General features: G+C 60.2%; 10 protein-coding genes. All 10 read right to left on the minus strand.

Annotated elements, in window-relative coordinates:
* The coding region (locus ABDB84_RS14045) for a hypothetical protein (RefSeq protein ID WP_345920379.1) at positions 1-368 on the minus strand (368 nt) is incomplete at its 3' end.
* Positions 359-613 (minus strand): hypothetical protein, encoded by a 255-nt coding sequence (locus tag ABDB84_RS14050; protein ID WP_345920380.1) that lies wholly within the window; start codon positions 611-613, stop codon positions 359-361. The genes ABDB84_RS14045 and ABDB84_RS14050, both read right to left, overlap by 10 nt.
* Positions 610-1,053: a hypothetical protein gene (locus ABDB84_RS14055; RefSeq protein WP_345920381.1), complete on the minus strand. Its 444-nt coding sequence runs from the start codon at positions 1,051-1,053 to the stop codon at positions 610-612. The genes ABDB84_RS14050 and ABDB84_RS14055 overlap by 4 nt, the downstream gene beginning before the upstream one ends.
* 153 nt (positions 1,054-1,206) lie before the next feature.
* On the minus strand, positions 1,207-2,493 hold the full coding sequence (locus ABDB84_RS14060; RefSeq protein ID WP_345920382.1) for a hypothetical protein: 1,287 nt from the start codon (positions 2,491-2,493) through the stop codon (positions 1,207-1,209).
* Positions 2,494-2,583: 90 nt separating this feature from the next.
* Positions 2,584-5,076 (minus strand): type VI secretion system Vgr family protein, encoded by a 2,493-nt coding sequence (locus ABDB84_RS14065; protein ID WP_345920383.1) that lies wholly within the window; start codon positions 5,074-5,076, stop codon positions 2,584-2,586.
* Positions 5,076-5,630: a DUF3592 domain-containing protein gene (locus ABDB84_RS14070; protein ID WP_345920384.1), complete on the minus strand. Its 555-nt coding sequence runs from the start codon at positions 5,628-5,630 to the stop codon at positions 5,076-5,078. The genes ABDB84_RS14065 and ABDB84_RS14070 overlap by 1 nt, the downstream gene beginning before the upstream one ends.
* The gene (locus ABDB84_RS14075; RefSeq protein WP_345920385.1) at positions 5,627-6,820 is read right to left on the minus strand and encodes a formylglycine-generating enzyme family protein; all 1,194 of its coding nucleotides are present in this window, start codon (positions 6,818-6,820) and stop codon (positions 5,627-5,629) included. The genes ABDB84_RS14070 and ABDB84_RS14075 overlap by 4 nt, the downstream gene beginning before the upstream one ends.
* An 11-nt stretch (positions 6,821-6,831) precedes the next feature.
* Positions 6,832-8,940, minus strand: coding sequence for a hypothetical protein (locus tag ABDB84_RS14080; RefSeq protein WP_345920386.1), 2,109 nt, complete (start codon positions 8,938-8,940; stop codon positions 6,832-6,834).
* Positions 8,941-8,997: 57 nt separating this feature from the next.
* Positions 8,998-12,093: a type VI secretion system Vgr family protein gene (locus tag ABDB84_RS14085; protein ID WP_345920387.1), complete on the minus strand. Its 3,096-nt coding sequence runs from the start codon at positions 12,091-12,093 to the stop codon at positions 8,998-9,000.
* A 33-nt stretch (positions 12,094-12,126) separates the two neighbouring features.
* A complete protein-coding gene (locus ABDB84_RS14090; protein ID WP_345920388.1) occupies positions 12,127-12,573 on the minus strand; it encodes a T6SS effector amidase Tae4 family protein in 447 nt (148 codons plus the stop codon).
* Positions 12,574-12,598 lie beyond the last annotated feature (25 nt).

Below are 12,598 nucleotides of genomic sequence, written 5' to 3' on the forward strand. Positions count from 1 at the left end.
GGTGCTCGGTTGGCAAAGCCGTACTCGCAACTGTGGGGATCGTTCGGGATGTCTGGCCAGTAGTCGTGAATCAGCACGTTCGTGATTCGCCAGCCTCTCATGGGGTCCCTCTTTAGGTAGAAAATGTTGCGACCAAAGGGCATTGACGGTGGTTTGTCGTTTTTTTGGCCATTTGGATAAACTACAACTTTCGCAGTATCGCCACTGACAATTGGTGTTTCGATCAAGGCTTTTGGAATCGCTTCGCTTCGAGTGGAGGGCGATAAGCTCTCGTCATCAAGGTACGGAAATCTATACCGTGCTTGACAGGTTGTATTTTTATTGCCATCTTTTTTTACTAAGCTTTCATCAAAAAAAATTAATAGCAAGGAGCATTTTTTTCTGGGAAGTATTTTGAGTTTTTGTCTATATTTTTCTGATTTATTTTAAATGCCGACAGGTTTTTTTTGTCGAACTCTCCGTACTCGAAGGTTGCGGGATCATAAGAGTACATGTTTTCAATTAGCTCCCTGATCTCTTTTTTTGAGTTGCTTGGCAGCTCTTCTCCTTGCACGTTCATCGTGGTGATGGCTAGCCACGCTATTAAAAAATTAATATATATTTTTGTTTTCATTTAAGTATCTCCTCAGACAGGTATTTTTCAAATAAACTCAGTAGATAAGTCATATCCATTGGTTTGTTGTCTGCAGTGAGTCGATGTGCGTTCTGGCTGCCGCCCGGCAAGCTTGTCCACTCGCTAGCCAATGAGGGTTTACCCTTTGATGTTTTGACTTCTAAAGCCTCTTTAATTTTACCAGTCCGAATCAGGTGCAGAACGCCCCGGTCTTCAAGTTTTATTACAGCGATTCGATCCTGAATGAGCGGACTAAATTTCTCTCCCTTTGCTGGTATAAGGCCTTTATCAATCAGCTCCTTCCATGTGCTCGCTAGCACCTGGTAAGCGCCTGCTGCAGTAGAGAACGGGCTGGCGGGTGGCGGCAGTTCCTCCCATGGATGGGTCTTGTAGCCGTTGAATCGACGGCGCGACGTATTCGGCGTGTCGTAGTTGAGCATCTGGTAGCGCTTACTGTCGTCAATCTCTGCTTGGCACTCAAATTCTCGGATGCAGCGAAGAAACGCGCGAATGCGCTGAGTAGGGACGGGGTCAAATATTTTTCTAAAAATGCGGATATTGACGTAGTTGGGGTAAAACTGGCCCTCCGGAAATTAGCCAGATTTATTTGCCTTCCGCGTATCGAACCAACGAGGATGCATACTCACCGGCAAGTGATCACTGATGTAGGTTTCGTAGTCACGGATGTCGATATGACCGTAGTTCGGGAGTTTGTCATTCTGCTTTTCGGTCTTTCGTTTGGCCCATGTCTCATCTGACCATGCATAAACAATCACGTCACCTGCTGCAGCCCAGCGAGCATCCGGGACAGAATCAGTGACGTCGACAAAATCCACGCCTTTGGCTGTGAGTGCAGCGCCTGCAAGCGACGCGCATTCTTGATGTGCTGCGGAGAGTTTTGCCCCCAGAACGCCATCTACGATCTTGCTTTTAGCCAAGGCAACCTTAACGTAGGTGTAGCAGAGACCAATAGAGCGGGAAGATTCCTTTTCGTTCGCTTTGTGCTCGAACTTGCGCTTGGCCATGGACTCCAGAACACCAGCAGTACCCTCTTTGTACCAATATTCCGTTTGCGTCTTTGCAAATTCCAGAAGCTCCTTCACTTGCTGTTCCATGCTGGCACTCACTTGCACGTAAGCCTTCGCTGACGTGCCTTGTGCGGCATTCGCGCCCCACAGGTTGAGTGTCGGCAAGCGCCAGCTTCCCCACCAGTCTTTGGCCTTGTTCACAAAGACCGCCATGGGGTGTCCATGCTCATCGCGGCCGGGTTTGGGCTTGTCTTTTTGAGCGGACGCTCCGGAAATTTTTTGTGGGGAAGATGTCGCAGTCTGTTTGGCGGGCGCCGCAGGCTTGCTCTTTGGCATTTCAGCCGCCACGGTGGGCTTGCTCACGGGTTTTGATGGAGTCTGCGCTGGATCAGCTGGCAGGTTCTCGTTTGATGTGCCGGCAGTTGAGCCTGTTGGTGCGGCGGGCTGAAGGTCTCCGGCGTCTGCCTGAACAGGCCTGGGAATCGCTTCTTTCGCCGTCCCTGCTGAGCCTTCGTGCTTCTCGGTGGTGGTCTCCACGACGAGACTGGGGCTGATGGCTGTCAGCAGCCCGTCGGTGGCGGGCATGACAGATGTGCCGATTTCTTTGTAGCTTTTGTCGAAGCGTTGCACCGCTAACGTGAGCACTTCTCCCGCTGGGGCTTGAACGGGAGCGATCCGACCATCCGCATCCGTAAATGCGGTCAACTCGCCACCGCTCCAGCGGACGTTCACGCCCAGTTTGACGATGGGTTCGCCGTCCAGGGCAAGCAGACGGACGACGAGCTTGGCAGGCTGACCCAGTGATGAGTTCGAGGCGGATTCGCTCTCATCGTTGACGACCGGCTCGTCCAATGAAGACTGCGGCGCTTGCTTTGAAGGGCTCTGTTCCAGAACGGGGCGTATTCATATCTACTCTCTTCGCGGCTCTGATTCGGGGGCGGCTCAAGGATGCTCAAGGTCTTGCAGCAAGGTCCATTCGCCAGTCTTGACGACGACTTTCAACTTCTCAACCTTGCTGGTGAAGATGCGGTCGGTGCTGCCGTCTGGTTTGAGTTGGCCCGCTGCGAGCTTTTGCCCCTTTTGATCGAAGACCTCGTAAGCCATGCCGGTGTGCAGGGCTTGTGTATCCGGGTCCAGTCCCAAGACACCCGCAAGGTTCAGGCGTTGACTGAAGCGGCCATGCTCGGCCGGTGGCGGCAAGTCGACCGAACTCGACCCAAGGCTTGGAGTGATGACGGCCGCACTCTTCGCCCCCGTCAAATTCCGCTGACTGCCCAGCAAGGACACCTTGCCCGGCGCCGTGAGCGTGATGTTCCCGCCCGAGATCTGTATCGACGCACCGCCCGCCGTGAGCTGCAGGTCGTTCTTGCCCTGCAGCAGCACGTCCTTGGTTGTGGAGGTGATCGTCACTTTCTTGTCGGCGTTGAAGTCGGCCTTGTCGCTTTGCGCTTGCACACTCAGCTTGCCTTTGGCGGCGTGGAGCATCAGGCCTTTGTCTTGTACCGGGCGGCTGCCGTCGGAGGCTTTGCCGTAGGTGTAGAGCGCGATGCCGTCCTTCACCGCCCAGGCGCTCTTGCCTTGTGCGGCGAGGTGGATGTCTTGCGCGGTGAGGCTGAGCGTAGCGCCGGCGTTGAGGATGGCGTCCTTGGGCGTGAGCGCGCCGATGCCGGCGGGCGATTCGGCGACGATCATGGGTTCGCTCCAGGCGGGCACGGTGCCCCCTCCGCCGCCAACGGCGGCGGTGCCACCCTGTGCGCCGCCCAGCTGTTCGCTGGCGGTGCTGCCGGTTTCGGTGGTGTCCAGGATTTCCTGACTCTTGGCGAGCGCTTCGGCTGCAGCGAGTTTCTCTGGCGCCGGGTCGCCTTGCAGATCAGCCTTCTGCTTCTGCGCCGATTCGGCCAGCGTCTTGACGAGGCTCAGCGCTGCGTCGAGCTGGTTGATGGCGAGGCTCGCGTCCATTTGAGTGCCGCTGGCGTTGTTGCGCGCATCGGTGCTGAGCAGCAGGCCGCTGCCGGCGCGCAGTGCGCCGGACTGCAGCGTGGCGAGCTCGGCGCCGTGAGCGCGGTAGGTGAGGCGCTGGTTGTCGGTCTGGTGGCGGATCGCGCCGAGGCTCAAGCAACTGGCGAATTGCGTGGTGGCGAGCTGCGTGCGCGGCTCGTTGGGCGTGAGGTCGAAGACCAACTGGTTGTAGCCACCGCTGCCGGACTGGCTGGCAGACATGGCTTGGGTCTTGATGCCAGCGAGCGTGTCGGGGTGGGCGTGGCGCTCGCCGCCTGCGGCGGCGTGGGAGTGGGGTGTGGGGAGTGGGGAGTCGGTCGAATCGCCCGCAAACCACGCGGGGGCGTTGCCGGTGGCTGCGCCTGCGCCGCTGGTGACCTGGTTGTTCTGAGCATTCGCGGAGCCTTGCCCGTTGTAGAGCGTGCCGACCACGACCGGGCGGTCGATGTCGCCCTCGATGAATTCCACCAGCACCTCTTGCCCCACGCGCGGGATGAAGTGGCCGCCCCAGTTGGCGCCGGCCCACGCGGTCATTACGCGCACCCAGCTCCAGGCCGCCTTGTCGCCCGAGGCATCTTCCGCGCCCGAAGGATGCGTGAGGCGGCTGTGACTCTGCTTGCCACGCTGCCAGTGGAACTGCACGCGGATGCGGCCGTCGCGGTCGGTGTGTACGGGCTGGTTTGCATCGCCGACGACGATGGCCGATTGCGCGCCGCGCACGCTGGGGCGGGGGCGCAGAGTGACGCCGCGTGCATCTTGTGCGATGGGCCGGAAGGGGACGGGCGCGGGGAGGAGGGTGAAGTGGTTGGTGTAGAGCGGGGAGTGGGGAGTCGGGAGTGGGGAGTCGGGGGGGGGTGTGAGTCCCTTGGTCAGGCTGGGGTTGAGGTTGTTGCGGGCTTGATGGGTGACGCGAATGAGGGCGTAGCGGTTGCGGTCCGCTGGGTCAGTGTCGGCCGGCATGTCCGCATCGAAATGATTGTCGAGCGTAAAGGTGGTGCCGGGCGAGAGCGTGCGCACGGTGCCGCTGCCGGTGAGGGCTTGGCGTGCGGCTTCGAGCGCTTCGATCTGGCGGGCGGCGTAGCGCTCGCCCTGTTCGCGCGTGGGCCAGATGTAGGCGCCAGGGGCATCGAAGCGCGTGAGCGGCATGTCGGCCACCGCTTCGTCAGGCGTGCTGCTGGCGGAGGCGCTGCGCGTGTCGAGGCTGCGATAGTCCCAGCTGGCGATTTCGATGCTGTGGGTGGCGAGGCTGCGCTGCGGCACGATGGACTGAATGGTGTCCTGCGACTCGGTGGCGTTGGCGCGGTGGAAGCGGATGCGCGCCTGCGCGTTCTCAGTGAAGGCGTCGCGGTGGTCGGCGATGACCATCGTGTGTGAGGCGCCTTCGAGTGCACCGGTGGCGGCGTGCTCGAACCAGTAGTAGAGGCCTTCCTCGGCCATCAGGCGTTCGATGAAGGCGAGGTCGGTTTTGTCGTTTTGCGGGAGGGACTGATTTTGCGCCGCTTCGCAGTCTGTGGGTTGGGCTTGGCTGACCAAACGATGAAGACTGCGATGCAGCCCCAGATTGTGAATCCAGCACCCATAAAAAGCGCTATAGCGCTGCCGAACCAAGGATCTGCTGCATTGGCAAGTCGAACACGTTGCGGACTACCGTCATCGGCATCCTGTACGTACAGGAGGATGGTTTGACCGATTGCGTAGTTTGAGGAGCTGTCGCGCGTGTCGGGCTCATAAAGCCTCACGCGTCCATTTGAATCACGGTATTCCACTATTGGTGCGTAAAGCGCTAATCCTCTCTCCCCGATCCGAGGGCGAGAGACCGAGCGATCCACGACAACACCTTGGACTTCGTGTGCGCGGGCCAGGAAGCGCGTTGTGCTCACCGCTTGAAAAACGCCACCGACCAGCAAGCCAATTCCGACAAGCAGCAGGATTGAACTTGCGGCCAACTCGATCGCAATCTGCTTGAACGGGTTTTCCCGGGCTTTACTCACTTTCGCCAGGGCTTTGGGTCGTTCAGGGCGCAGCGGAAGGAGCTGGTTCTCTCGGGGTTGTCGATCTCCCATGATTCACGGCCCATCAGTGTATGAAAGATGCTGTACGCCCCCACTCGTGCCACCTTTTTGCTACCTGTCGCTGGACCTGTTGGATTGCGTTTCGCGCTTACGTTGTAGTAGTTCTCGTCATACCAGTCGGCTACCCACTCGCGACTCCCGCTGCTCACCACGTCTTGCATGCCGATCCGGTTTTCACCATTGAGGCTGGGGGGGCGGGGCGACAGAATGTCGTTGCTCTTGCCCGCTTTGGCCTGAATGGTTGGCAAAATCTCATCCACCATGTCGAAGTCGGGCTGGTACTTGTTCTGCCATTTCAAGCCCGGCCAGTGATACATGGGGTAGGCAATCAGCTTGCCACCTTCGCGCGCGGCGTATTCCCATTGCGCTTCGCTTGTTAACGCAAAAGGCTTGCCGGTCAGCTGACCCAACCAGCGGCAGTAGCCATCTGCATCGGCCCACTGCACGCCACCCACGACGTAGCCAGGACGTTGAGAGGTGACGTAGCTTTCGCGCAAAAGCGCTGGCCTACCCGTATCTCGCAAGAACAATTCATACTCGCCATAGGTCACCCGGCCCTTCATGATCGAGTAGCCGTCCAGGATGACTTCATGCGCTGGGTTGTCGCTTTCGCCACTCAAAGTCAGCTTGTCCTTGAACACCAGAGGACCGAAGTCACCCATGATGAATTTGCCGCCCTTAAGGTGGATCATGCGCGTCTTGAGCGAAGCAATCAGCGCATCCAGCTCCGCTTTGTCGGGCTTGCCCAGGGAGCGATAGTAGTCCAGCAAAAATTGTTCGTTGTCGCGCAAAGGGTGTCTCGGTGACTTGGGAAAACCATAGCCCTTCAAGGCCAAGAATCGCTCGCGCTCTTCATAGCTGGGCAACGGTATCCGTGCCAGACGAATGAGTTCCTGACGTTGCTCTTCGACTGTTTTTGGCAGCGTGGCCAGCATCGCCCGTTGTTTCTCGCTAGGCTGCCAGCGCGCCAAAGGATCTTCAGTCTGCGGCCGGTCCTGAGCGGCAGGAGCGGGCGCGACGAGGCTATCTTGGGCGCACGCCGTGCCGAAGAACCAGATGCCTAGCATAGAAAACACTGCGGTCACAGAGTGGCGCAAGGTGATAGACATTGTCCCGACCCTCAAACGATACGGTTGTTGTTGTTACCGAAGCCTGAGCGCTGCCAGGCGATGTGTGTGCCCATCCCGTTAGAGAAGCGATAAGCCGGGTCGTCCGCAAATGCCAGTTCGTATCCGGGGGTCGGTACACTCTTGAGGGCGACTAGTACGCTGTTTATGGCGTCTACTCCTCCAGCAAGCGCCGCGAGGCGCATTCTTCCGGCATTTTGATCCACGCGAGTATCCATCGTGGTGGCGATGCGTGAGGTGATGTTGTCGGCTTCTTGCGTAGTTTGCGCTGCGCTGAACAGCCAACGTGAGAGGTCCTCTATATCCTTCCTCAGTTCTTGAAAATCTTGTTTCATCTGCTCAAGCAGGCCCAACAACAGCGCCTTGGCTTCGGCTACCGAAGTCAGGACGTAGTCTTTCGACGCCTTAATGCGATTCAGCACTTCTTTCGAAGCAGTATTCACGAGATTCTTCCACGCTTCGATTAGTTCATCGACCTCTCGACCCAAATACGCAGAGAGCTTCTTGCCTTCGGCAATCGCCAGCGCCTTCATATAGACAAAGGCTTTCCAAGCCCGGTCCCCGAAGTACTTCAGATTCTGATCCAGCGCATTAACCACCTGGTGCTTGAACCACAGATCGAACTCGACGATGTGTTCCACCCCGATCTCTGCATCGATGCTGCCCTTCAAGCCTAGACCCACACAGGCCCCCAACTTCATCTTGATGCGAAATTTTCCGTCTGTGTAACCGATCTCGAACATCGCGGCACCGCCAATACCAGCTTGCCCTTTGCCTTCAGCATTGATCTTCGCAAATGGCTTGAACTCGGTGGACTTCTCCTTCTGCCATTCCACCGCGCCGCCGATCTTGCCACCTGCTTCAGCCCCCGCAAAAGCGCTCAGTTCCGCCTTGCCGCCAACTTCGGCCTCCACCTTCGAGTCAACTCTGGCTTTCGGGTTGGCCACTGCGGCAGCAGTTTTTTTGGCTGGTACGCCTTTGACTCCCTGCGTCATGTCGGCCTTGAGTTTGAACTCCAGCCCTCCCTCTGCCAGTACGCTGGCGCCGCATGTGGCGCTGACCTCCCCCGTGATAAGCAGGCGCACGTAGCCCAGCTCCAGCTCTTGCTTGCCGCCTTTTGCGTTCTTGCCTGCTGCGACGTGTAAGTGCAGGCCTTTCTTCGCGGGCAGGTACAGGCTTAGATCGCCCTGCGCTGAGGCAAGGTCGACGCCTGCACGTGCAGAGCCGGTGAACTTTGCGCCAATTTCTCCGCGCCCTTGGAGTAGCTTCTTGAAGCTCTCCGTCGAGAGTTCTGAGCTGGCTGTGCCGCCAACGCCAGCAAAGAATCGCAACAGGGATGCTCCTCCAGAAAACTGCAGGCAGGCTTCGTCCGGGGTGTCTTTGTCGGCTTTATCTTTTGCGGCCTTCGCATCATATTTTGCATTGAAGGCTTCAACAAACTCGGGCGCCCAGCCTGCCGCCCATGATTTGAACAAGTCTGCTTCCGTCAGCTTTCCCTTCAGCGGGACCGACCTGAACGCGTCCCCCAGCTTTTTTGCATCGAGCTTATAAGCGCCGCTTTCATCCTTTGTGTAGAAGGATTTGAGTTTGGTCGCATCGCCAGGCAGGTTGTGATAGGTGCGAGTTTTGTTCTTGACCTTGTCTGAGCGTAAGAAAGTAACGCGTCTGGTCTTCGAGAGTTTTTGGCCTTTGCTCGTCGCGAGTGGGAGCAGCTCCATCAAACCGCTGGCACCGTCGTTGAACTTGGGTAGGTCCTTGAATTCTTTAAACATGGCCTCACGCGCCCTCTCTTGGGCCGCAGTCGCCTGCTCCAGCGCTTTCTGTGACTCATGTTTCTGCGCCGCGTCAGCACTTGCCTCTGCAACTTGAAGCGCCTGGGTGGCAGCATAGACCTGTTCCCCGCTTCGGAGCAGATCGTCCGCCAGTTTGCTTAGCAGCTCGGCTTCCTGCCGAATGTCTGCAACATTCTCAGGGGGGCACTCCAGAATTTCGCCGGTGGCCGGGTTCAAGAAGTACAACGGATCGGGCTTGACCAAGCCCTGAACCACCGACTGCGGGGTGGTGTTGCACGTCCCTGTGCAAATTGCGTCAGCAGCTGCCATTTCGTGGATTCCTCACGCGTAAATATTGGTGTTCGAGCTTGGTGGGTTTGGGCTGCTTTAGCCTCGATGAACCTCAAGCACATCGGCCTTTTGTGCGAACACCCGTCGAGTCTTGCCCGAGGAGTCCGTCACGCCTTCGGCAACCACATCGCCGGCGGCATTGACGATGCGATATGGCTCACCGGCCAACGGCTGCCCAGTCAGCTCATCGATCAGTTGGAACTGCTCGTCATACCTTTCGCGTTTGCTGCGTTGGATGCTCAAGTCTCCGCCCTGCGCCAATGTCGCCGATCCACTCGCACTCTTCGCCCCCGTCAAATTCCGCTGACTGCCCAGCAAGGACACCTTGCCCGGTGCGGTCAGCGTGATGTTCCCGCCCGAGATCTGGATTGCTGCGCCGCCTGCGGTGAGCGTGAGGTCGCTCTTGCCCTGCAGCAGTACATCCTGGGTAGTGGAGGTAATCGTCAGCTTCTTGTCGGCGTTGAAGTCGGCCTTGTCGCTTTGCGCTTGCACACTCAGCTTGCCTTTGGCGGCGTGGAGCATCAGGCCTTTGTCTTGTACCGGGCGGCTGCCGTCGGAGGCTTTGCCGTAGGTGTAGAGCGCGATGCCGTCCTTCACCGCCCAGGCGCTCTTGCCTTGTGCGGCGAGGTGGATGTCTTGCGCGGTGAGGCTGAGCGTAGCGCCGGCGTTGAGGATGGCGTCCTTGGGCGTGAGCGCGCCGATGCCGGCGGGCGATTCGGCGACGATCATGGGTTCGCTCCAGGCGGGCACGGTGCCCCCTCCGCCGCCAACGGCGGCGGTGCCACCCTGTGCGCCGCCCAGCTGTTCGCTGGCGGTGCTGCCGGTTTCGGTGGTGTCCAGGATTTCCTGACTCTTGGCGAGCGCTTCGGCTGCAGCGAGTTTCTCTGGCGCCGGGTCGCCTTGCAGATCAGCCTTCTGCTTCTGCGCCGATTCGGCCAGCGTCTTGACGAGGCTCAGCGCTGCGTCGAGCTGGTTGATGGCGAGGCTCGCGTCCATTTGAGTGCCGCTGGCGTTGTTGCGCGCATCGGTGCTGAGCAGCAGGCCGCTGCCGGCGCGCAGTGCGCCGGACTGCAGCGTGGCGAGCTCGGCGCCGTGAGCGCGGTAGGTGAGGCGCTGGTTGTCGGTCTGGTGGCGGATCGCGCCGAGGCTCAAGCAACTGGCGAATTGCGTGGTGGCGAGCTGCGTGCGCGGCTCGTTGGGCGTGAGGTCGAAGACCAACTGGTTGTAGCCACCGCTGCCGGACTGGCTGGCAGACATGGCTTGGGTCTTGATGCCAGCGAGCGTGTCGGGGTGGGCGTGGCGCTCGCCGCCTGCGGCGGCGTGGGAGTGGGGTGTGGGGAGTGGGGAGTCGGTCGAATCGCCCGCAAACCACGCGGGGGCGTTGCCGGTGGCTGCGCCTGCGCCGCTGGTGACCTGGTTGTTCTGAGCATTCGCGGAGCCTTGCCCGTTGTAGAGCGTGCCGACCACGACCGGGCGGTCGATGTCGCCCTCGATGAATTCCACCAGCACCTCTTGCCCCACGCGCGGGATGAAGTGGCCGCCCCAGTTGGCGCCGGCCCACGCGGTCATTACGCGCACCCAGCTCCAGGCCGCCTTGTCGCCCGAGGCATCTTCCGCGCCCGAAGGATGCGTGAGGCGGCTGTGACTCTGCTTGCCACGCTGCCAGTGGAACTGCACGCGGATGCGGCCGTCGCGGTCGGTGTGTACGGGCTGGTTTGCATCGCCGACGACGATGGCCGATTGCGCGCCGCGCACGCTGGGGCGGGGGCGCAGAGTGACGCCGCGTGCATCTTGTGCGATGGGCCGGAAGGGGACGGGCGCGGGGAGGAGGGTGAAGTGGTTGGTGTAGAGCGGGGAGTGGGGAGTCGGGAGTGGGGAGTCGGGGGGGGGTGTGAGTCCCTTGGTCAGGCTGGGGTTGAGGTTGTTGCGGGCTTGATGGGTGACGCGAATGAGGGCGTAGCGGTTGCGGTCCGCTGGGTCAGTGTCGGCCGGCATGTCCGCATCGAAATGATTGTCGAGCGTAAAGGTGGTGCCGGGCGAGAGCGTGCGCACGGTGCCGCTGCCGGTGAGGGCTTGGCGTGCGGCTTCGAGCGCTTCGATCTGGCGGGCGGCGTAGCGCTCGCCCTGTTCGCGCGTGGGCCAGATGTAGGCGCCAGGGGCATCGAAGCGCGTGAGCGGCATGTCGGCCACCGCTTCGTCAGGCGTGCTGCTGGCGGAGGCGCTGCGCGTGTCGAGGCTGCGATAGTCCCAGCTGGCGATTTCGATGCTGTGGGTGGCGAGGCTGCGCTGCGGCACGATGGACTGAATGGTGTCCTGCGACTCGGTGGCGTTGGCGCGGTGGAAGCGGATGCGCGCCTGCGCGTTCTCAGTGAAGGCGTCGCGGTGGTCGGCGATGACCATCGTGTGTGAGGCGCCTTCGAGCGCACCGGTGGCGGCGTGCTCGAACCAGTAGTAAAGGCCTTCCTCGGCCATCAGGCGTTCGATGAATGCCAGATCGGTCTCGTTGTACTGCGTGCAGATGCTGCGCTTGGGGTAGGCCGCTGCGTCGGCGAGATCCAATCGCCAGGCTGGAACCAGTGCGCCCTGCGCGGAGTAGTCGGCGAAGACCGCTTCGATGATCTCGGGGACCGACATGTCGTGGAAGACGAAGCTGTCGCGACGGTGGCCAAGAAAGGCGAGCCAGGGCTCGATGCGCAGACGGAAGTAGCCGAAGGCGCCCGGATTTATGATCGACGACAGTCGCTCGACGCTCCCCTCGCCCACTTGCGGGAGAGGGGTTGGGGGAGAGGGCGGGGCCTGCAGGCGTTCGAAGGCGGTGATGTGGCCGTGGAAGGGGCGCAGTGCGAATCGCGACTGTTGCGTGAGTAACTCAATCAGGATGGGCTTGCCCAGCCAGTCGGGCGCGTCGAGGCTGGCGGTGGCGCAGAGGACTTTGAGGTCGAAGGCGAATCCAGCTGCGCACTCGTGACCGCTGGATGAGGGGCCGATCTCTTCGACGCCGCTGAGTGATTCGGCGAGCAGGCTGTGCACGACGTTGCCGGTGTGCAGGCGGATGAGGCGCGTGCTGTCCGTGTGGCCCGGCATCAGGGCTTTGCGGATTTCTTCAGCGATGGTGTTAGGCGATAAGGCCATGAGTTACCTGATGGTGCGGCGAGGGGGCGGGGCTCAGGCCAGCGGCCAGAACCAGATTTCCTTGCAGTTGAAGTAGCCGTGCTGGCTGCACAGCAGCGCTGCATTGCCTGGCTCGATCAGATCGATATGACCGCCTTCGTAACTGCTGCTGGCCTGGAAGAACACGACGCCACGCTTGAGGCTCAGTTCATGTTTGGCCACATCGCCGTCAGTGAATACTTCGGGCAGGTCAAATATCGTGTGCAGCGACAACTGCTCGGCCAGGCGCCGTGCGCCGGGCTCGGCGTATTTGCCGCGATGCTTGCCCGTGCTGATCGGCAAGCGGCCCATGAAGGCGAGGCTGCAGTCGAGCAATGCCAGGCTGATGCGCACAGCGCTCTTGTTGATGCTCGCCGGATGCGTGGCCTGGCTGGCGAGTTCGGTGGCTTGGGCGCTGGATGCGAGGACCGCTGCCTTGAGCGTGGCATAACTGGGCTTCATGGTTTCTCCTTGCGAGCGAGATTTG

The sequence above is a fragment of the Uliginosibacterium sediminicola genome (assembly GCF_039631295.1).
GTDB classification, from domain to species: domain Bacteria; phylum Pseudomonadota; class Gammaproteobacteria; order Burkholderiales; family Rhodocyclaceae; genus Viridibacterium; species Viridibacterium sediminicola.

Excerpts from the sequence above, each read along its gene's own strand:
- ABDB84_RS14065 (WP_345920383.1), bottom strand. The coding sequence starts at position 5,076 with ATGGCCGAGGAAGGCCTCTACTACTGGTTCGAGCACGCCGCCACCGGT.
- ABDB84_RS14080 (WP_345920386.1), bottom strand. The coding sequence starts at position 8,940 with ATGGCAGCTGCTGACGCAATTTGCACAGGGACGTGCAACACCACCCCG.
- ABDB84_RS14050 (WP_345920380.1), bottom strand. The coding sequence starts at position 613 with ATGAAAACAAAAATATATATTAATTTTTTAATAGCGTGGCTAGCCATC.
- ABDB84_RS14075 (WP_345920385.1), bottom strand. The coding sequence starts at position 6,820 with ATGTCTATCACCTTGCGCCACTCTGTGACCGCAGTGTTTTCTATGCTA.
- ABDB84_RS14055 (WP_345920381.1), bottom strand. The coding sequence starts at position 1,053 with ATGCTCAACTACGACACGCCGAATACGTCGCGCCGTCGATTCAACGGC.
- ABDB84_RS14085 (WP_345920387.1), bottom strand. The coding sequence starts at position 12,093 with ATGGCCTTATCGCCTAACACCATCGCTGAAGAAATCCGCAAAGCCCTG.
- ABDB84_RS14090 (WP_345920388.1), bottom strand. The coding sequence starts at position 12,573 with ATGAAGCCCAGTTATGCCACGCTCAAGGCAGCGGTCCTCGCATCCAGC.